The organism is Sorangium sp. So ce726, from assembly GCF_051521405.1.
In the GTDB taxonomy this organism is placed as follows: domain Bacteria; phylum Myxococcota_A; class Polyangia; order Polyangiales; family Polyangiaceae; genus Sorangium.
Window position 1 is genome coordinate 6,923,715 of record NZ_CP150349.1, and the last position, 20,794, is coordinate 6,944,508.

15 protein-coding genes are annotated in these 20,794 nt (G+C 72.1%); 6 read left to right on the forward strand and 9 right to left on the reverse strand.

The features are described 5' to 3' along the window. Positions 1-142: 142 nt before the first annotated feature. A complete protein-coding gene (locus tag WME79_RS25735; RefSeq protein WP_437519981.1) occupies positions 143-886 on the forward strand; it encodes an SGNH/GDSL hydrolase family protein in 744 nt (247 codons plus the stop codon). A gap of 12 nt (positions 887-898) precedes the next feature. Here the strand turns inward: WME79_RS25735 and WME79_RS25740 are convergent, their stop codons facing one another. Beyond that, entirely contained in the window at positions 899-2,686 is a 1,788-nt protein-coding gene (locus WME79_RS25740) for an alpha/beta hydrolase family protein (protein WP_437519984.1), read from the reverse strand. Positions 2,687-2,698: 12 nt separating this feature from the next. Between WME79_RS25740 and WME79_RS25745 the strand changes: the two genes are divergently transcribed. Further along, on the forward strand, positions 2,699-2,887 hold the full coding sequence (locus tag WME79_RS25745; protein WP_437519987.1) for a hypothetical protein: 189 nt from the start codon (positions 2,699-2,701) through the stop codon (positions 2,885-2,887). Here the strand turns inward: WME79_RS25745 and WME79_RS25750 are convergent. The 3 genes from WME79_RS25750 to WME79_RS25760 form a co-directional block, all read right to left on the reverse strand. Continuing rightward, positions 2,874-3,041: a DUF6851 domain-containing protein gene (locus WME79_RS25750; protein ID WP_437539949.1), complete on the reverse strand. Its 168-nt coding sequence runs from the start codon at positions 3,039-3,041 to the stop codon at positions 2,874-2,876. The two genes, WME79_RS25745 and WME79_RS25750, sit on opposite strands and share 14 nt — an antisense overlap. A gap of 340 nt (positions 3,042-3,381) precedes the next feature. Next, positions 3,382-4,068, reverse strand: a complete 687-nt coding sequence (locus WME79_RS25755; RefSeq protein ID WP_437519990.1) for a hypothetical protein — start codon at positions 4,066-4,068, stop codon at positions 3,382-3,384. A 369-nt stretch (positions 4,069-4,437) separates the two neighbouring features. Continuing rightward, on the reverse strand, positions 4,438-5,958 hold the full coding sequence (locus WME79_RS25760; protein ID WP_437519993.1) for a serine/threonine-protein kinase: 1,521 nt from the start codon (positions 5,956-5,958) through the stop codon (positions 4,438-4,440). A 29-nt stretch (positions 5,959-5,987) separates the two neighbouring features. On the opposite strand from WME79_RS25760, the gene WME79_RS25765 reads away from it, so the two are divergent. Both WME79_RS25765 and WME79_RS25770 read left to right on the forward strand, forming a co-directional pair. Continuing rightward, complete coding sequence (locus WME79_RS25765) at positions 5,988-10,136, forward strand: protein kinase domain-containing protein (RefSeq protein WP_437519996.1); 4,149 nt, start codon at positions 5,988-5,990, stop codon at positions 10,134-10,136. A 45-nt stretch (positions 10,137-10,181) separates the two neighbouring features. Beyond that, complete coding sequence (locus WME79_RS25770; RefSeq protein WP_437519999.1) at positions 10,182-11,912, forward strand: hypothetical protein; 1,731 nt, start codon at positions 10,182-10,184, stop codon at positions 11,910-11,912. Between the two features lie 50 nt (positions 11,913-11,962). On the opposite strand, the gene WME79_RS25775 is transcribed toward WME79_RS25770, so the two are convergent. From WME79_RS25775 to WME79_RS25795, 5 genes are all read right to left on the reverse strand, one after another. Further along, positions 11,963-13,399 (reverse strand): sigma 54-interacting transcriptional regulator, encoded by a 1,437-nt coding sequence (locus WME79_RS25775; protein WP_437520002.1) that lies wholly within the window; start codon positions 13,397-13,399, stop codon positions 11,963-11,965. A gap of 188 nt (positions 13,400-13,587) precedes the next feature. After that, positions 13,588-14,709 carry a hypothetical protein gene (locus WME79_RS25780; protein ID WP_437520005.1) on the reverse strand — a complete coding sequence of 374 codons (1,122 nt, stop codon included), beginning with the start codon at positions 14,707-14,709 and terminating at the stop codon, positions 13,588-13,590. Positions 14,710-14,819: 110 nt separating this feature from the next. Beyond that, a complete protein-coding gene (locus WME79_RS25785; protein WP_437520007.1) occupies positions 14,820-15,602 on the reverse strand; it encodes a hypothetical protein in 783 nt (260 codons plus the stop codon). Between the two features lie 460 nt (positions 15,603-16,062). Beyond that, positions 16,063-16,251, reverse strand: a complete 189-nt coding sequence (locus tag WME79_RS25790) for a hypothetical protein (RefSeq protein WP_437520009.1) — start codon at positions 16,249-16,251, stop codon at positions 16,063-16,065. A gap of 27 nt (positions 16,252-16,278) precedes the next feature. Beyond that, entirely contained in the window at positions 16,279-16,779 is a 501-nt protein-coding gene (locus WME79_RS25795) for a hypothetical protein (protein ID WP_437520011.1), read from the reverse strand. Positions 16,780-17,306: 527 nt separating this feature from the next. Here WME79_RS25795 and WME79_RS25800 point away from each other — a divergent pair. Both WME79_RS25800 and WME79_RS25805 read left to right on the forward strand, forming a co-directional pair. Beyond that, positions 17,307-18,824, forward strand: a complete 1,518-nt coding sequence (locus tag WME79_RS25800; protein WP_437520014.1) for an endo-1,4-beta-xylanase — start codon at positions 17,307-17,309, stop codon at positions 18,822-18,824. Positions 18,825-19,002: 178 nt separating this feature from the next. Then, complete coding sequence (locus WME79_RS25805) at positions 19,003-20,589, forward strand: non-reducing end alpha-L-arabinofuranosidase family hydrolase (protein ID WP_437520017.1); 1,587 nt, start codon at positions 19,003-19,005, stop codon at positions 20,587-20,589. The last annotated feature ends 205 nt before the right edge of the window (positions 20,590-20,794 follow it).

A 20,794-nucleotide genomic window follows, 5' to 3' on the forward strand; every position in this document is an offset into this window, starting at 1 on the left:
CTCGCGGGTGGCGTCGCAGCCAGGCTCGGACAGACGGCGCGCTCTGAATCGACGAATCGTCCACGGCACCATGAGCCTTGGCCGAGCCCGTGGTCAATCCGCAAGGAGCGATTCGAAGGATATCTAGATCGGTGATGAAGTGATGCTATTCTTCTTGATGCGCTGGATCCGCCCGCTTCTCCTGCCCGTTTTGCTCCTGCTCGGTGGGATTCTCCTGCTCACCTTGACTCTGCGCGGTGGCTATCCACGGAGCGCGCCCACCGGCGCCAGCGAGGATGTCGCGCCCACGCGCGGGCTCCAGGAGATCCGCTATCTGGCGCTCGGCGACTCCTTCACGGCAGGGACCGGGAACCAGCCTGCCGACGCGTTCCCCTCGCGTCTCGCTGAGCTTTGGCGCGCGCAGGGCCGCCGGGTGACCCTCAAGAACGTGGCGGTCAACGGCTACACCACGGAAGACGTGCAAGAGCGGGAGATCCCGGAGGTGGCGCCCTTTCGCCCCACGCTGGTGACGCTCGCGGCGGGCGCCAACGACTATGTGCGTCGCTGGAGCGCGGACGCCTACCGATCGCGCGTGCGGGTGCTCCTCCGATCGATCATCGACGCAGGCGTCGCGCCGGATCGGATCGTGGCGCTCCCGCAGCCCGACTGGTCGCTCTCTCCGGCCGCCGCTTCGTTCGGAGATCCGCGGCAGATCGGCGCGGATATCGTCGCCTTCAACACCATTCTGCGCGACGAGGCACGAGCCGCCGGCGCGCGTTACGTGGACCTGTATCCGCTCATGCACAGGCAGGCGGAGGCGCAGATGCTCGCCAGCGACGGCCTGCACCCCTCGGCGCGCGCTCACGCCGAGTGGGCGGCGGCGCTCTACGAACAAGTAGAACCCTGAGGTTGCGGGCAGCTAGTTCTTCTCGTTCTTCTCGTGGTTCACCACGTCGAGGAGCTGCCGCGCGACGGTCTCCTCCACCCGGATCGGCACGACCCCGAAGCTCTCTGCCACCGCGTCCTGCTCGAACAAGAAGCGCCGCAACACCTCGCTCGGGTAGTCCTCGAGCGGCAGCGCGAACGCTCCGTACGGCGTGCCGTCGAGCGCCAGCGCGTGGTGCGCCCGCGCTTCGACGCCACGGAAGCTGTGGCACTTGACGCACCCTTGTTCGCCGATCAGCACCTCGCGCAGTCCGCCGGGGAGCGAGCGGAGCGGCGCGAGCGGATCGCCCTCTACCCAGTGAAAGCTCGCCGTACCGAGCCCAAATGCCGCGTAGGTCTTGTTCCCCAGGTCCGCGGGCGGCGTCCGGAAGTGCAGGAACGCGCCGAGCGGCCGGATCATCATGGGCATTGGCTCCTCGCCCTTGATCCACGAGTAGGCGCGCTTCAGCCGGTAGAAGTCGACGATGCGGTAGAGATTGTCCTCGTCGTCGAGTCCGACCACGATGACCGCCTGCGCCTTCTTCAGCACCTCGCGCGAGAAGTACTGTTGCTCGCCCCGGAGGTTCGAGACCACCAGCCAGTCCCCTTCGCCCACCTCGGACTTCGGCCGCTCGGCCAGGTAGGCGAGCAGATCGATGGCCTGATACGTCCTGCCGGGCAAGGGGTAGTGCTCGAGCCCCCCCTTGCCCAGAAGGCCGCTTATCGTCTCCCGTAGCGCGGCGTCGACCGGGTAGGTGGTGATGGCCCGGGGATCCTTGCGGAGCTCCGACAGGTCGAGCGGCGGCCGTGCACCCCAGCGGCGGAGCACGCCGAAGGGGTTGTCGATGGGGATGTCCTTGAAGCCCGAGGCAATGAAGGGGAACACCAGATCGCCGACCATGTCTCCCCTTCCGGCCCAGTGCAAGATGCTGTGCGCATCGCGCCTGGGGACGACGAAGAAGTCGACGTCGGGCGCGCCCGCATTCTGGAGCGCGCGCGCGAAGGGGCGACCGAGACGCGCCCAGCCGATGTCGTCCTCCGAGCCGAACAGCATCAAGAACGGAGGCGCATCGGACCGCGCGTACGTGATGGGCGAGGACTCCCTGCGATCTTCGACCGAGGCCGCGAGGAACGCCGCGTCGGGGTGCCCCTCGAGCGCCGCCTCGCCGAGGTCGTAGGTGCCACGCAACAGGATGACGCCATCGACGCGCTTCGGATCCATGCCGGCCCCCTCGAGGAGCCGCCGATCGAGCGCAAGGATGGACGCCATCCACGCGCCGAGGCCGCGACCGGCGAGGACCAGGCGCGTCGGGTTGCGCGCGTCGGTCACCTCTTGCAGGACCCGGGCGACGTCCGCAGCGCACGCGCGCAGCGTGTAGCCCGAGTGGATGTTGAACGAGACGGCGGCGGCGGTGACCCCGTTTCGTTGTAGGGAGTCGCCAACGTTCGCAGCGAAGGCGAATCGCTCGTCGGGCTGCGAGGGCTCGTTTCCCTGCAAGAAAACGACCAGCGGGCCGCGCTTGCTCGCGCGCGGCGGCGCGTAGAGATCGACGCTGACGTTCGGCCCATCAGGCCCCTTCCGCTGCATCCAGACATACGTCACCGTGGCGACGGAGCGGCCTCCAGCTCCTGCGCGGCGCTTGAGGAGCTGCGTGCCGAGGACGATGAGCGCCGCGAGGAGCCCGACGCCCAGCCATTGTCCCGTTCGACCAAGCCATGGTGGCGTTCGACCCAGCCATTGTCGCGTTCGACCCAGCCATTGTCGCGTTCGAATACCCATCATGGGTCCGCTCTTGTGCACGACGTCGAGCGCGTCAAGCGTCAGCGTCGGCGGCCACCTCCCAGCTACACGGAGATGACCAGCGTAAAAGAACGCGATTTCGAGAGGGGACAGCTGTACAAGCTGGGCATCGACCGCGTGGTCCCAGAGCCCTTCAACCATCTCAAGACCGGCAACAGGACGGTCAACGTCATGGGCATCTAGATCCGCCTGCGGATCGACCTGTTGGTCGTGGGTTGCTCCGCGGGAAGACGCTGTTCAGAACGTGATATGACGCGTAGAAGATCGCGAACTTCTTATTGCTGTTCGTGGCGGACTCGCTCGAAGGCCGGCGTTCGACGCGCGAGCAGTTACCCACTCTGGTCAAGGCCCAAAGGCACTTCAAGCACCTCGACAGCGCGCGACTCGGCAATCCCCGTGAATACGGTCAACCGGAAGTGCGGTATCGTGGATTACTCTGACACGCCGGTCAAGGTGTCGATCGTGAATGTCGCCGGCTGCGCCGCCTTCAACGGAACCCCGGGGCCCTCGTGGAATACCTTGGTGATGAAGGCCGCGATGGCCGCGCCACTTCGTCGCCGGCGTGTGTTCGCCCCGTCTCGTGGAACGCCGCGGGCGGAAAGGCGCGCAGCTGCCATGTGCAGCGAGCTCTCTTTTTCCTTTTTCAGAACGAGAGCGCGCTGCCCCTCGCTGGCCCCTCAGGGCTGCAGCGCTCTGCAGTGGATCTCCAGGACCCGGACCTTCCCCTCGACCGTGTCGTAGCGGAGATCCAGCCCTGTCAGCACCTGCTGGGCCGGGCAGCTCAGGGTCACGTTGTTCCCGGCGTACCCGATCGCATAGCTCGTGTGGGAAGACGAGGCGAGGTCGAGGGCCGTATTGGCCGCGTTCCTGGGAGCGTAGTTGATACGCACGTCCTTCACATAGGTGCTGGCGCCGTCCACCTTGAGCTGCAGACCCGTGGGGTAGTTGGCGGCCGGGATGGCGGTGCTGAGCGCGCCGGCGCGGAAGCCGCCCGGCCACGAGAAGATGGTCTCCGCGTCGATCGCGCCGGTCCGCGGGAGATTGGGCAGCAGGAGGTCGAACTCCCGGCACACGCCGGACATCCTGGCGATGAACTCGTCAGGTTCGGTGAGGGGCTCCTGGAACGCGCTGAGGTCGGTCAACATGAATCCAGCGCCATTCTCTATGTGGCAGTGAATATACTCCCAGGCCGAGAGGTTGGCGTTCAGGCCCGAGTCCCAGCGCACGTTGACCGCGGCGTTGCTGACGGTCCAGGTCTCGGAGAGGGACGGGGCGTCCTCCATGAGCTCAGGGTCGGCCGCCTCGACGGCGCAGCCGGCGGCGAACAGGGCGACGAGGGGGAACGCAGAGCGAACGATGCGCATGACGGGATCTCCTTAGCTCTCTTGAGCTCTCTTGTTGTCGAACCGAAGGCAGCCAGCCGCGCAGCGCGCCAGGAGCGGCGCGGCCGCGGCGGCGCCTCGCGGCGGAGCCCCATCGCAAGCGGCTTGCCAGCGCGCGGCGCCGGCGGCCTCGCGTCGCCCGCCGAGGGCGATTCCCACCGATCACCCGGAAACCTGGGAGCGACGCGCAGCCGGCGCGCCCCTCGCCGCCGTCGCCGCGCTCGCGCAGGACGGCTCCGCGCCGCGCAGGCCCCCTGCCTGCCACATCCCGGCTGTCCCCTGCCACACCGCCCCTGTGACACCCTGTGGCAGCGGCCGCGTCAGCGCGCCGCCCGGGTCAGGCCGCGGCGCTCACGGCGCCACCCGGCGCAGCGCGCCGCCCTCGGCCGGGCGCGGCGCACGCTCGATCTCCCCCGCCTCCCCCGCTTCCCCCGCCTCCCCTGCCTCCCCCTCCCCGGCCTCCCCGGCGAGCCCCTCGGCGAACGCGTCGGTCACGAACACGCCCGCCCCGGTCGCGGCGGGCGCCCAGCCGCGCAGCGCCTCGGGCTCGGCCGCGTGCAGCGCGAGGCGCGGGAGGACCTCGGGGCTCGCGCCATCCCGCGCGCGGAGCTCCGCCCAGAGCTCGAGGGCCCAGCCGAGCGCCCGCTCCGGCGCGCGATCGTACGGCGCGGGCAGCGCGGCCAGGAGCGCGTCGGCGCTCTCGACCACGAGCGTCGCCCCGAGCCCGACGAGCGCCGCGCGCGCCGCCTGGACCAGGCGCTCCACGTCGGCGAGCGCCTCGTCGCCGGCGTCGTCCGGCGCCGAGAGCCGGGCCTCGACGAGCAGCGCGGCGCACAGCCCCTGCGGCGCGCGTTGCCCCTGCGCGCAGGCGCCCGCGAGGCGAGCGTCGACCGGCGAGCCCGCCACAGGCGCCACGGCCTGGCGGCCCGGCGCGCCGACCGCCCGGCGCAGGGCGGCGAGCAGCTCGGGCACCCCGGCGTATCGGTCCGCTGGCTCCTTGGCGAGGCAGCGGCGCACCACCGCGCCGAACGCCGCCGACACGGGCGCGCGGTCGCTCGGGCACGGCGGCGGCGCGCGCAGGTGCATCTCCTCGGTCTCGACCGCATCGGCGCCCTGGAACGGCAGCTCACCCGTCACGAGCTGGTAGGCGAGCAGGCCCACCGCGTAGATGTCCGTGCGCGCGTCCACCGCGCCGCCGAGGATCTGCTCCGGGGCCATCGTGAGCGGCGTGCCGAGGATCAGGCTGCTGCTCTTGCCGCCGCGCGCGCGATCGACATCGCGCGGGCGGAGGAGCTTCGCGATGCCGAAGTCGACGAGCTTCACGCCCGGCGCGCCGGGCGCACCCGCGCCAGGGCAGACCATGACGTTCTGGGCCTTCACGTCGCGGTGCACGACGCCGATCGCGTGCGCGGCGGCGAGCGCGCCGCCGACCTCCTCGAGCAGGGCGACCGCCTCGGACGGCGAGAAGGCGCCCCGCGCGCGCAGCTCCGCCGCGAGGCTCCGGCCCTCGACCCACTCCATCGCGATGTATGGCCGGCCGTCGTCCAGGGCGCCCACGCCGCGGACCTCGACGATCGCCGGATGTTTGAGCCGCGCGAGCACCTCCGCCTCCCGCTGGAAGCGCCGGAGGATCGCCGGCAGGAGCGAGAGGCCACGGCGGAGGACCTTCAGGGCGACCGGCGCGCCGCCCCCGACCGGGACGGCGCGGTGCACGACGCCGAAGCCGCCCCCGAGCCGCACGTCGTCGAGCACGTAACCCCCGACCACCGCGCCGGCAGGGAGCGCGTCGCCGGCGGCGCTCGCCTCGAGCTCCAGCGCTCGGCCCGAGATGACGGCTGTCTCGTCCTGGTTGAGCTCGGCAGGCGGCCGCATGGCACCCTACCCCACTATACTCGCGCCCCATGCGCTGCTCCGAGTGCCATCGCCGCCTCCCAGGGCGGGCCGGCGCCGCGTGCCCGGCGCACCCCCTGGCCACATCGTCGGTGACGAGCGCCGGCGAGGGCGAGCACGAGGCGCTCGATCAGGATCCGTCGCCGCTGGTGCCCGGGCTCCTCGTCGAAGGGTTCCGTATCGAGGGGCTGCTCGGGCAAGGGGGGTTCGCGCGCGTCTACGCGGCGACGCGCGAGGGCGACGGCCGCGCCGTGGCCCTCAAGGTGGCGCGCCGGCAGGACGACGGCCGGATCGAGCGCGAGGCCGCGGCGCTCGCCCGCCTCGCGCCGCCGCTGGTCCCCGCGCTGCTCGGCCGCGGGCTCTCGGGAGAGCTCGGCCCATTCCTCGTGCTGGAGCGGCTCGAGGGCAGCTCGCTCGCGCGCTGCCTCGCGGACCTGCCGGGCACCGGCGCGATGCTGATCGAGCAGGCGTCAGCGATCGTGCGCGCGCTCTCGGTCGCGCTGGACGCGGTGCACGGCGCCGGGCTGGTGCACCGCGATCTCAAGCCGGAGAACGTGTGGCTCCGGCCGGGCGGGGAGGTCGCGCTGATCGACTTTGGCCTGGCCGCGCAGGCGCGCGCCGATGGTGATACGCGCGCGGCGCTCGGCCCCGACCTGACGCAGACGGGGACGATCCTTGGGACGGCGGCGTACATGGCGCCGGAGCAGTGCCTCGCGCGCGCCGTCGACACGCGCGCCGACATCTACGCGCTCGGCGCGATGATCTTCGAGCTGCTCACCGGACGGCCGCCGTTCGTCGGCGAGGCGGCCGAGGTGCGGCAGGCTCACGTGGCGCGCCGCCCCGAACCGCCGTCGTCGATCGCGCAGCTGCCGGAGGGCGCCGACGAGGCGGTCCTCCGCTGCCTCGCGAAGGATCCCGAGGCCCGCCCGGACCGCGCGAGCGACGTGGCGCGCGCGCTCGCGGCGTCGGTCGAAGCGCGGGTCGCCCCGTCCCGAGGGCGCGCGGCTTCCTCCGGCGCGCCCGCAGGCCGATCCGACACGCCCTCAGGCCGATCCGACACGTCCCAAGGCCGATCGGACATCGCCGAAGGCCGATCCGACGCGCCCCATGGCCGCTCCGACGCGCCCACTCCCACCGCTGGCCTGCGCCGGATGGTGGCGCTGCTCGCCCTGCGCACGCGGGAGCGCGCGGATGCCCTCGTCGACATCGCCCGCGCCGACGGCGGCATCCTGGCGCGCTTTCGCGGGGAGCGCATGGTGCTCGCCTTCCCCGCCGCCGAAGCGCCAGGCGACGGTGTGCGCGCGGCGGCGCGGGTGGCCCGGCGCCTCGCCGAGGCCGGCGCAGCGGAGCCGCCCCTCGTGGTCCACCTGGCTCCGCTGCGGGTGCGCGAGGGCACGCACGGCGTCACCCTCGCGGGCGCTGCGCTCGAGAACGCGGAGACCTGGGGGGCCGGCCCGGGCGATGCGGACGCCATGCCGCCGGCGATCCTCACGGCCGAAGCGCGGCACGCGCTCGCGGACGGCCCGCACGCTACCCCGCCCTCTCCGAGCGATGCGGCCCCCGATCCGCGCGATGTGCCCCCCGATCCGCGCAACGCGCCCCCCGACGAGCCCGGCGAGACCTCCCTGCGCGGCCGCGATGCGGCGCTCTGCGCGGCCCTCGCCGCCGCGCAGGAGGCGCTCGCCGGCGGCGGCCCGGCGCTCGTCACCGCGCTCGGCGCGGAAGGGCACGGCAAGAGCCGGTTCCTCGGAGCGCTCGCGGCGGCGCTCCACGCCGGCGGCGCGACCGTGCACGCCGCGGCGGCCCTCCGGCCAGAGGCGGCCGAGCACGGCGCGACGCTCGCCGCGCTCCTGCGGGCGGCCCTGGATCTGCCGGCCAGCGGCGAGCGCGACGCGAGCGCCCAGGAAGCGCTCCTCCAGCGGCTCGGCGCACCGGAGGCCGCGCGGGCGTGGCCGGCCGTCGGGCTCGCCCTTGGGCGGCTCGCCCCAGGAGACCCGGCCGCCGCGCCGCTGCTGGAGGCGCCGGGCGCGCGCCGCCATGCGGAGGCCCGCGCGCTCGCGGCCGCCCTCGCGGCCGCCGGGCCGCTCGCGCTGCTGCTCGACGACGCCGACCGCGCCGACGCGGCCGCGCTCGACGCGATCGAGCTCGCCACGGCCGAGGGCAGCGCGGCGCGCCTCGCGATCGTGCTCGCCGCGCGGCCCTCGATCGCGTCGCTCCGTCCGGGGCTCGGGGAGCGCGCCGCCCGCCGCGTGGCGCTCGACCTCGGCCCGCTCGACGGCGAGGCCGCGGGCGCGCTGCTCCAGGACCACCTCCGCCCCGTCGAGTTCGTCCCCCGCGCCGTGCTCGATCGCCTCCACGCGCTGGCGCGCGGCGTCCCGCGCGACCTCGTGGAGGTGGCGTGCGCCCTGCGCGTCGGCGGCGCGATCCAGCGCGCGCGGGGCGGCGAGGGCTGGACGCTCGCGCCGGACGAGCTGCTCTCCCTGTCGGCCGCGCCGCTCGGCGAGCGCCTCGCCGAGCGCGCGCTCGCGGCCCTGCCGCCGCCGCTCGTCGACCTGCTCGAGCGCGCGGCGATCCTCGGCGACGACCTCTCCCCGGCCGAGCTCGAGGCCGCCCTGCGCGCTGCGGCCGCGCCGCCGCCGGCTGGCGCGCTGGACCCCGGCGTCGGCCTCGCGCGCCTCGCCCGGGCCGGCGTGCTCGTCGCGCTCTCGGCGTCGCCGCCGCGCTACGCCTTCCGGCACCCGCTCCTGCGCGAGGCCGTCGAGGCGCGCATCCCGCCCGCCCGCCGCCGCGCCCTGCACGCAGCCGTCCTCCAGGGCCTCCTTGGCGCGCCGCGCGCCGCGGGGGCGCGCGCCCGGATCGCCCGGCACGCGGCCGCCTCGGGAGACCTGGCCGCGGCGGCGGCGGCGCACGCCGAGCTCGCGGACGAGGCGCTCGCCCGGCACGACGTCGTCGAGGCCGAGCAGCGCTTCACCGCGGCCCTGCGCCTCGTCGGCCTCCTCGAGCGCGACGACCCCGAGGCCCGCAGCCGCGCGCTCGCGGGCCGAGGCCGGGCGCGCTACCGCCTGCAGCGCTTCGAGGAGTCGCTCGCCGATCTGCGCGCCGCCCGCGCGCTGGCCGAGGCCGCACGCGACCGGGCCCGCGCGGCCGAGCTCCTGCTCGAGGAGGCGACCGCGCTCGACTGGCTCGAGGACTTCCCCGCCTCCGCGGCGGTCGCGGCGCGCGCCGCCGAGCTCTGCGCCGGCCTCGGCGACGCGCGCCTCGACGCGCGCTGCCTGCTCGCGGGCGGCCGCTCGGACTGCCGCGACCAGCGCGTCGACGAGGGGATCCCCAAGCTGGAGCGGGCCGCCCGCGGCGCGCTCGCCCTCGGCGATCACGAGGCGCACGCCATCGCCCGGCTGCTGCTCGTCGGCGCGCTCTCGGTGGCCGGCCGCCTCGACGAGGCCGAGGGCCACGGCGAGGCCGTCGTCGTGGCCTGCCTGCGCGTCGGCGATGCCTTCCACCTGTGCACCGCGTACATCAACCGGCTTTTCATGTGGGTGAAGCGGCGCGAGGAAGGCCGCGCGCTCGAGGACCAGCGGAACGCGGTCCGCCTCGCCCGCGAGCTCGGCCACGCCCAGCTCGAGCGCTGGGCCACGCTGAACCTGGCCGAGCTGCGGTACTGGATGGGCGCGCCCGACGAGGCCCTGCCGCTCGCGCGCCGCAGCCTCGACCTCCAGCGGCGCTACGTCAACCAGCGCCCTTCGCCGGACGACGTCCTCCTCCTCGCCCGCATCCACGTCGCCCGCGGCGAGCACGACGAGGCGGCCCGCCGCCTGGCCGAGGCCCGCGCGGGCATCCCCCAGGGCGATCTCACCCCCTGTGCCCGGACGCTGGCACGTCTGGTGCAACAGGCCCTCGACGACCGGGCAGCCGGTCGGTTCGACGCTGCGGCGTGGCGCGCGCTCGTGGAGGAGGCGCGGCACACCGCGATCCTCCATGAGCACGCCGAGGCGCTGCACGGCGCGGCCCTCTCGGCCCTCCGGGCGGGCGCCGCCAGCGAGGCGCTGGCGCTCGTGCGGGAGGCAAGGGCGGTCTCGGCGGGCTTCTGGGAGCAGCGGTTCGACGAGATCGAGCGCGCGCTCCTGCCGCCGGAATCGAACGGCGAAAACGGCGAAGCGTGAACCGATCATCGGCTCGCCAGGACGAGAAAGGAACCTGACCGCGTGATGATCTACCGGATCCCTGGGCTGCTTGTGTTCTGTCTCGGGCTCTCGAGCGCCGGCGCGGGCTGCGCCGGCGTCGGCGACGACGCCTCGCCGCTCGACGGGGCGCCGCACGCGGCGCCGGCGGGGAGCGGCAGCTCGAGCGGGTCGGCCGTCGGGCCGGCCAGCGGCGGGTCGGCCAGCGGCGGGTCGGCCAGCGGGGTGGCCGTGGCGGCGTTCGCGGAGGCCGTGCAGGGCGTCTATGGCAACGGCCTCTCTGCCGAGGCGCTCACCCGCAACGCGCTGATCGCAAACCCGCGCGCCAATCCCGCCATGGTGCTCCGCCCGCTCGCGACCGAGAGCTACGCCGACACCGGGCCCTATCCCGCGCTCCGCCGCCAGCTCCGCCACGAACCCACGCGCGAGGTGATGAAATACCTCGTCGCCTGCGCCCTCGAGATAGGCCAGAGCGTGTCGTACACCGACACGTCGACAGGCGAGGAATTCACGTTTGACGGCGAGATCGGGATCTGCCCTGCCTGGGCCGCGGGCCCGGTGGGGGCGAAGTGCCAGCAGCTCGTCTCGGCGTGCATGCTCTCGCTCGTGAACGCCATGGGCCGCTCGATCACCGTCTCGATGCGAGGCCAGGCGTTCCCGGAGCACCGGCCGGGGCTCCTCACGCCGGCGCCCTCCGTCCGCGTCGTGACGAACACGGAGGACGGCGACACCATTCCGAGCTTCAGGCGGTGCGCGACCGAGTCCCAGGGCGCGTCGCGCAGCTGTGGATGGACAGCCCAGCACGTCGGCTCCTGCACCCCGGGCTCGACCGTGTTCATCGCGACCGGCGACGCGCCCCTGACCGACTGCTCCGACGACCCGGCGAGCGCCGTTGGGCTGCCCGTCAGCGATACGGTGCTTCGCGTCTGCAGCGGTATCCGGGGCTGCGACGCCGACTCCCCCGATCACATCGATCCGAGCGAGGTGCGCTGCGACAGCCGCGCCGAGCCCGCGCTCCGCTTCGTCTGCCCTCAAAGCGGCTACTTCAGCCTCATGAGCGGCCCGCGGACGACCGGCCGCGTTGGCCTCCTCGCGCCGGGTGGAGGCGTCGCCGCGGTGCTCCAGAGGAACCGCCGCTTCAGCGTCGCGAGCCACCCGCGGCCGAGCCCTCCGCCACCGCCCGGCGCCGTCTCCATCGCCGAGGCGACGTTCCGCGCCGCGGTGTATCCGGCGGCGGAGGCCGATGTCTTCGGCTGGCGCGAGGGCGCGTTCTACGGGAACCTGTGGGGCAATGAGCCCCTCCACCCCCGTCTCGCGGTGGGGATGAACGAAGTCGACGAGAAGGGCGAATTCCACCCTGCTCCGGCCCCCCTGGAGTTCTCCGGGCAGGCCATCTATCGGCACGCCTTCGCCTGCACGGGTGAATACTGGAGCGATCACGCCGCGTACGTGGGGGAACGCCTCTGCGCCGGCGCCGAGGGCGAGGTCGACTGCGTCGCGACCTCGGTCGGCGCCTGCGGCGAATCGCACCTCGTGACGGACTGTCCGCCGCTCCACCAGTGCTCCGTGGACGACGGGGGGCTCGTGGAGGGCGACCGGGACTTCCAGCAGTGCGAGGGCGACGGGGGCACATGGCCCCATCCGATCACGGTGTTTCTCAATCACCCGTCGGATGTCGTCCGGGACTTCCCGTTCTCTCCGTTCGCGCCGTTGTTGCCCGGCAGCGTGCTGTCCGTCAACCCGCCGCTCTGTCCCTGAACGGTGGCCGCCGCGCGGGCGCGCGGCCGCGCGGTCGCCCAAGCGCGCGTTCACCCGTCCCTGTAGTCGCCTGGCTCGATGCCATAACGCGCGATCCAGCGGTGGATCTGCGTTCGCCCCTTCCCCATCGCCCGCGCCACGGCGCTGACGTTCCCGCGGTGCTCGCGGAAGAGGCGGATGAGCGCCTCGCGCCGCTGCTGGTCCTCCTCGGCGGGCCGCTGGCGCTCGGCGGGCTGGGCGTCGGGCTTCGAGGCCTCGGGCGGGTGGCTGCTCCGCGGCACGACGACGGGCGGCGGAAGGTGGTCGAGCTCCACCCGGCCGCCGCCCGCGAGCACGATCGCCGTCGCCAGGCACTTCTCCAGCTCGCGGACGTTGAGCCGCCACTCGCGCAGGAGGAGCGCGCGCGCCGCCTCGCAGCCGAGCGAGATCGACGCGGCCCGGTCGGGGGCGGCGCGGCGGAGCAGCGCGGCGATGAGCAGGCCGAGGTCCTCCCGGCGCCTGCGCAGGGGCGGCAGCTCGAGCACGAAGCCCGAGAGGCGCGCGAAGAGATCGCCCCGGAAGTCGCCGCGCTCGACCATCGCCGGGAGGTCGCGGTGCGTGGCCACGACCACGCGGAGGTCGACCTTCACAGGGCGCGTCGCGCCCACCGCGACGACCTCCGACTCCTGCAGCACGCGGAGGAACGCGGTCTGTGACGCCGCGGGTAGATCGCCAATCTCGTCGAGGAAGAGCGTGCCGCGGTCGGAGGCGCGGATGAGGCCGGGCCGGTCCTCGGCCGCGCCGGAGAAGGCGCCCTTCTTGTGGCCGAACAGCTCGGACTCGATGAGGCTCTCGGGCAGCGCGCCGCAGTTGATGGCGACGAACGGGCCGGGCCGCCCCGAGAGCGCGTGGATGGCGCGCGCGGCGACCTCCTTGCCGGTGCCGCTCTCGCCCTGGAGGACGACGGGGATGGGCGCGGGCGCGACGGCCCGGAGGGAGGCGAAGCGCTCGGACAGCTCGGGCGAGAAGGTGGCGAGGCCGAACGGCTGATCCGCCGCCTGGACCGCGTCGCTCGCCGCCTCGTCGGGCACCGCGACCTCGCGGAACAGAAAGAACGTGTGCCCGAGCTCGATCAGGTCCCCCTCGGCGAGCGTCGCGCTCCGCCGTGGCACGCCGTTCACGAAGGTGCCGTTCGTCGAGCCGAGGTCCTCCAGGCAGAGCTGGCCGCCGCCGTCGCGCGTGATCCGCGCGTGGCGGGACGACACCCAGCCGTCCTCGAGGCGCACGTCGAGCAGCGCCCGGTCCGCCTCGGTCCGCCGGTCGATCGAGCGCACCGGGCCTCGCCCGAACCGCACCTCGTCGACCCCGTCGAGCGAGAGCCGCGCGGGCGGATCCATCGGCCGCTGGCACTGCAAGACGAGAAAGAGGAACGGCCGCGGCTCGCCGCTGGAGCCGGCGCGCCGCCGGGTGCGGACCAGCGTCGTCGGCTCGTCCCGACCCGCGCTCATCCTGCCCCTCTCCGCCCCTGGGAGGCCGCGCACGGAGGAGGCGCCAGGGAATCGACCCGAGGCTGCATGCCGCAGGCCCACGATCTATCACGCCCCGCCAGCCAGTGGAGCAAGCTCAGGCGCGCGAAGCGCACGCGTTGGTTGTCCTGTGGCAGCGCCGCGAGCTGACATGGCAGCTCGCCGCGCCGTCAGCGGTAGGGCCCGTGCGGCGCGGGCGCCGCGAGGGAGGAGACGATCGCGATCGCGCGCTCGATGCGGTCGCGCCCCGTCTCGATGCGGCCGAACACCAGCCTGACCGCAGCCTCATCACCCACGACCGCCGCCGGGCGGAGCGCGGCGATCTCGCGCCTTACCTCGTCGGTGAGGCGCCACGCCACCCGGTCCGGCGCGTCGGCCTGCACCTCGTACGCCCGCGACAGGCCGCCGTCGTCGGGCTGCCCGGAGATCACCGGGTCCGTCCCGCGCCTGGCCCGGCGCCTCACGATGAACCGCTCCGACGGGGACGCGGCGCGGGCGACGCGCACCTGCGTGCCGAACGCCCCCCGCCTTCCATCCCGGCCGAACGCCACGGTGAGGCGCCGGCCGCGGTGCTCGAGCTCGATGGTCATGCCTCCTCCGAACGAGGTGGTCCCGGCGCCGGACGACAGGCGCCCGCCGAGCTGTTGCGAGAGCGCCCGCAGCTCCTTCGCGAGCGCCCGGCCGCGGCCGGCGACGAGCGCCGCAGCGCAGATGGCGCTCGCGAGCTTCTCGGCGTCGTCCTCCAGCCCGGCGCGAATCGCGGTCAGCCGGTGCGACTCGAGCGTGAGCTGGTAGTCGGTCGCCGCGCGGAGCGCCTCGCGCAGCTCCCGCGTGAACCACCAGCGCGCGAGCTCCGGGCTGCTCGCCTGCACGACGAAGGCGCCGTCCTCCGCCGGGTCGCCGACGTCCACGCGCCGCGCCCGGAAGTCCCCGCCGCTCGGCCGGTCGAGCTGCTGCTCGTTGACCCGGAGCCTGAGGCCCGACGGGTTCCTCACCGTGCCCGTGATGCGGGTGCTGTAGCGAACGGCGGCCGCGCCGCTGCGATCGACGTCGTGGTCGACGAGGAGCGCGACGCTGTCGAGCACCACGGAGATCTGCATCCGCGGGTCCCCCAAGGGGCCCGGACCCGACCGGAACTCCCCCCCGACGAGGGCCGCCGCGCGCTGCCACATGGGCCGTGCGAGCCGCCAGCGGGCCTCGGCCGCTCGCCGCGCGTCCTTGCGCGCGTGCGCGAAGACGCGCGCGAGCCCCGCGATCCCCGAGATGATCATCAGGACGAAGATGGGCTCCATCCTCGCCCAGGGTATCGCCCCCGCGAGGGTACGCCCAGGCGAGACCGGCCCGAGAGCGGCCGATCTCGCCTGGGCGGTTCGCCGCGCAGAAGGGCGCGACGGGCCGCCGCCTACTGATCGCCGTGGACCGAGAGATGATAGGTGTTGCCGGGGTCCACCTGCGAGATGACGACCTTGTACGTATCGTTGTTTTCGGTCTCGTACGAGAACACGCCCCCCGTCGACGTGACGGTCCGGAGGAAGACCAGGACATCGTTGCCCCACATGTTCTTGTAGTACACCGCCATCTGGATGGTGCCCGAGGTGGAGTCCGCGTGGGCGTGATACCACTTGGTGCCCTTGACCTCGACCGTGCGGCCAACGGTGCTGTCGGTCCAGCAATAATCGAAATCGACGCTGCTCGCGCTGCAATAACTCGCCACGAAATCGCTCGCCGTCAGCGCTTGCGCGGCGGTCCCGAGCTCCTCTCCCGCTCGCGGCGCCGGATTCGCCTCCTCGATCACGTCCACGCCGGGCGCGATCGCTGCGCGGCGCGCGCCGCCCGCGAGCCGGGCCGCGTCCATGCGGTCCTGCGCCGCGATCAGCGCCGGCGGCGCGGCCTCTCGCGAGAGCGCCTCGTAGAGCGCGACGGGGGGCAGCCGCTCCATGGACTCGGCGAGCTTGCCGGTGGTGAAGGCCAGGACGCGGCCCTCCTCCGGCTCGTAGAAATGAACCTCGGCGCCGTTCGAGAGCTGCAGGCTCGTGATCGGGGCGAGCCCCTCCTCGACCGCCTCGTCCGCCGGCTCCTGCCCCACGGCGCAGCCGCTGAAGGCGCAGAGCCCCAGCGCGAGGGCCGCGGCGCGGCGGGCGGTGCGAGCCATCGAGACATCACGGAGCATCGAATTCAAGGTCATGGTCATTCTCCTCGGTCAGACGTGGGTTGAGCGCAGGCTCCCGCCCGCGCGGCGGCCGGCGCGCGACACACCCTCGATCACGACGAATGCGGCGCGCCCGCGGGCTACCCTGCGGGCTTGTCGGCTCGTCAGCGCGTCGCGGCGGCCTTCACCGCAGGAGATGGCAAGAGCGGGGCCAGCAGCGATGACAGGCCGCGATATCGCGCGACACGCGGCCATGTCCGATGAATTTCGCGCTCTGCCCCCTCCCGCCCAGAGGACACCCCCTCTCCCGGGAGCGCCAGCGCGCACACGCGCGGCGGCCGGGTGCCTGCCACACTGACCGGTGTGGCACGTGTCAGGTGTGACAGGGGTGATACGGCGCAGCCCCATGCCCCCCTTGGCCAGCTGCAACAGCAGGTCGTTGCTGCGGGTACAGGATCGACCGCGCCCCGCCGACCTGGAGCGCGTCGCGCGGCGATCAGCGATAGGGCCCGCGCGGCTCGGGGGCCGCGAGCGCGGAGACGATCGCGATCGCGCGCTCGATCCGCTCGCGCCCCGTCTCGAGGTGGCCGAACGCGAGCGTGACCGCGGCCTCGTCGCCCACGATCGACGCCGGCCGGAGCGCGGCGATCTCGCGCCGCAGCTCCTCACCGAGGCGCGGAGCCACCCGGTCGGGCGCTTCCGTCAGGAGCTCCTAGGCCCGGGGCAGGGCGTCGTCGCCAGACGGATCGGGCGCGCCCCGGGGCGGGCTGCGCCCGGGCCGGCGCCTCAGGGTGAATCGTTCCGAGGGCGACGCGGCGCGGGCCGCGCGGACGCGGGTGCCGAACGCGCCCTTCCCCCCTTCCCGGCCGAACTCCACGGTGAAGAGCCTGCTCCGGTGCTCGAGCTCGATGGTCATCCCGCCCTCGGACGAGGCGGTGTCCGCGCCGGACAGGAGGCGCCCGCCGAGCCCCTGCGAGAGCGCCCGCACCTCCTTGGCGAGCGCGCGGCCGCGGTCCGCGACGAGCGCGGCGGCGCGGATGGCGCTCGCGAGCTTCTCGGCGTCATCTTCCAGCCCGGCGCGGATGGCGGTGAGCCGGTGCCCCCGCCGCGGGCACGCCCTGGCGTGGCGGCGAGCACAGCCGCCGGCAGCGCGGCCGTCCCCCGCCAGAGCGCGCGGCGCAGCTCGCGCCTGTTGGGGGAGAAGGAAGTCCAATGTAGGAGGAAGAGAAGTTCAGTGTGGAGAGGGAGAAAGACGTCCAACCCCCTCGGAGATGTCAAGTCCCAACTGCGGGAGCTGCCCTGGGCTGACAGAATATTTTGCGATGCAATCCGGCCTCTCTGAAAAAGCGACACCGTATCGACAACTTACCCATGAATCGACGGGGCCGCCTTCACCCAACAGCCTTCTGTGATTGACATCCCATATGTGAGCGTTCACATTGAGGCCCGTCGGTATTCTTTTGCTTCGCTTCGGAAGGGCGGTCATGCGCACCGAGACCTTCGCCAGCCGATCGATCTGGGCATCGGTTGGGTTCGCTCGGCCATCACGGACGAGCAACCGTGAGCTCGCGAACGTCGCGGTCGTGCCTCAGCAGCGCTGGGCGCGAGGCCTCGTCTCCACGGCGACCCGCACGCCCGCCCCATGAAGAAGCGACGCCATAGCAACGACTTATGTATGCGCCCAAGGGGCCGCTTCACGCCACGGCCTAGGACATGCCCGCTTGGGTACAGGAGAACCTCATGAGAATGCGATTTGAACGATGGCCCCTGCTCGCGACGCTCGCGCTCAGCGCCTGCATCTCCGCCGAGCAGATCGATGAAGACGGCCACGAGTTCGACGACCTGGCCGAAGGCATCACCATCGATACCGCGGCGACCTACACGATCGCCGGCGTCCAGAGCGGAAAATGCGTCGAAGTGGCTGGAGGCAGCACCGCTGACGCAGCGGCCTTGCAGATCGCGAGCTGCAACGGCTCGACGCGGCAACAGTTCCGCATGGAATCGACAGGCGGCGGCTACTATCGCATCCGCAACGTCAACAGCAACCGTTGCATGGACGTCGCGGGCGCATCCACCAGCGACGGCGCCCGCGTCCAGCAATACTCCTGCTGGACCGGGGAAAACCAGCAGTGGTCGTTCACGGACGTCGCCACTGGCGTCGTGCGTATCACCGCGCGCAACAGCGGCAAGTCCCTGGACGTCTACTCACGCGGCACCGCCGACGGCACCGCCCTCGTTCAATGGGCGTCGAACGGCGGGACCAATCAGCAATTCCGGATCACGCCGGTGAGCTCGGGCACCGGCACCGGCACCGGGGGCACCGGCGGCACCGGCGGCGCCGGCGGCGCCGGAGGCACCGGCGGCAGCGGCGGCACCGGCGGCAGCGGCGGCGGCACCGGCGGCAAGTTCGTCGGCAACATCACGACCGGCGGGCAGGTGCGATCGGATCTGTCCCGGTACTGGAACCAGATCAGCCCAGAGAACGAGGGCAAGTGGGGCTCCGTCGAAGGCACGCGGGACGTCATGAACTGGTCCGGCATGGATCGAGTCCGGGATTACGCTCGCCAGAAGGGCATTCCCTACAAGGGCCACACCCTGATCTGGGGTGCCCAGCAGCCGGGCTGGATCGCCAATCTGTCGCAGAGCGAGCAACGCGCAGAGGTAGAAGAGTGGATCCAGGCGTTCTGCCAGCGCTACCCGGACGTCGCCGTCATCGACGTCGTGAACGAGCCGCCCCCGCACACCACCCCGTCGTACATGAACGCCCTCGGCGGCGCGGGCTCGAGCGGCTACGACTGGATCGTGCAAGCGTTCAAGTGGGCGCGGCAGTACTGCCCGAACGCCAAGCTGCTGCTCAACGACTACAACAACATCGAGTACAGCAATGACAATCAGAACACGCTCAATATCGTCAATCGGATCCGGGCGGCAGGGGCTCCCATCGACGGCATCGGAGCTCAGGCTCACGACGCGTACAAGCTCAACACCAGCACCGTCAAGGGCTTCCTCGACCGACTCGCCGGCACCGGCCTACCGGTCTACATCACCGAGTACGATATCAACCTGGCGAACGACACGCAGCAGCTCAACGTGATGCAGAGCCAGTTCCCCATGTTCTACGAGCATCCGAGCGTGAAGGGCATCACGCTGTGGGGGTACATCAGCGGCCAGACGTGGGTGGCCAACTCAGGACTCATGAGCAGCAGCGGCCAGATGCGGCCCGCCATGTCCTGGCTGATGAGCTACCTGGGGCGCTGACCCCGGACGCGCTGACGCGCGTTTCACGGACATCCACGCGCCCGGAGATCGCTGCGCAGGCTCGTCGGCTCGGTCGTAGGTCGACGAGTCTACCCTTAGGGCCAGAGCTTGCGCAGCCGATCCCGGGCGCCTTTCCATGTGTCTTCCTTCCCGCTTCGTATGCCTTTGAACAGAGGGGATGATGATGAGAATCCGATTCAGACGATGGTCGCTGCTCACGACGATCGCGGCCACGGCCGCGTGCGTCTCCGCCGAGCAGCTCGATGAAGACGGCCACGAGTTCGATGAGCTCGCCGAGAGCGTCACCATCGACACCGCGGCGACCTACACGATCGTCGGGGTCCAGAGCGGAAAATGCGTCGAGGTGGCCGGAGGCAGCACCGCGGACGCAGCGGCCTTGCAGATCGCCAGCTGCAACGGCTCGACGCGGCAACAGTTCCGCATGGAATCGGCAGGCGGCGGCTACTATCGCATCCGCAACGTCAACAGCAACCGTTGCATGGACGTCGCGGGCGCCTCCACCAGCGACGGCGCCCGCGTCCAGCAATACTCCTGCTGGACCGGGGAAAACCAGCAGTGGTCGTTCACGGACGTCGCCAGCGGCGTCGTGCGCCTCACCGCGCGCAACAGCGGCAAGTCCCTGGACGTCTACGGCCGCGGCACCGCGGACGGCACCGCCTTGATTCAATGGGCGTCGAACGGCGGGACCAATCAGCAATTCCGGATCACGCCCGTGAGCTCGGGCAGTGGCAGCGGGGGCGGCGGAACCGGCGGGACCGGCGGAGCCGGCGGAGCCGGCGGAAGCGGGGGCGGCGAAGGTTGCGGCTTGCCCACCACCTTCCGCTGGCAGTCGAGCAGCACGCTGGTAAGCCCGAAGTCCGACGCGACTCACAATATCGTGTCCATCAAAGATCCGACGGTCTCCTTCTTCAACGACCGATGGCACGTCTATGCCACCACGGCAAACACCGCCGGGAATTGGCAGATGACTTACCTGAACTTCGCCGATTGGTCCCAGGCCGCGTCCGCATCGCATTACTACATGGATCGTACGCCTGGCTTCAGCGGCTATCGGTGCGCGCCGCAGATGTTCTTCTTCAGGCCTCAGAACAAGTGGTACCTCATCTATCAATCGCAGCCGCCGCAGTTCTCCACGACCAGCGACCCGAGTCGCCCCGAAACCTGGACCAGACCCCAGAACTTCTTCGCGTCCACGCCTGCTGGCATGCCCAGCCTGCCCATCGATTACTGGGTGATCTGCGACAGCGCCAGCTGTTATCTCTTCTTCACCGGCGACGACGGTCGGATGTACCGCAGCCAGACCACCCTGCAGAATTTTCCGAACGGATTCGGCCAGGTCTCGGTCGCCCTTCAGGACTCGAATCGCAACAACCTGTTCGAGGGGAGCTCCACGTACAAGATCAAAGGCATGAACAAGTACTTGACCGTGATCGAGGCCATCGGCCCGACGGGCGCCAGGTTCTATCGCTCGTTCACCGCGGATCGCCTCGACGGCGCGTGGACCCCGCTCGCGCATACCTGGAACGCGCCGTTCGCAGGTCAAAACAACGTCACCTACGCGCCAGGCGTAGCTGACTGGAGCGACGACGTCAGCCATGGCGAGCTGTTGCGCGATGGCAACGACGAAACCGCGACGCTCGACACCTGCAATCTGCAGTTCCTGTATCAAGGACGCAATCCGGGCTCGGGCGGCGAATACTCGCAGCTCCCGTACCGCCTTGGCCTGTTGAAGGCAGTTCGCTAGCGGGCCGAACCTGTTGGAGTTCATCGAGCTCCAACAGGTTGCCCCACCTCCTCGATCAGCTTGCTGGGCCGCCTCGAGATTCTGGCCCGCTGCTGCGCGCCGGATGTCGAACAGGTCTCTCCCGAAGCCACCGAGCCCGACCGAGGAATCCTCGGCGATTTGAGGGAGAGCGAGCGACGATTCGGGGCGCGCAGCAGGCTTGCCG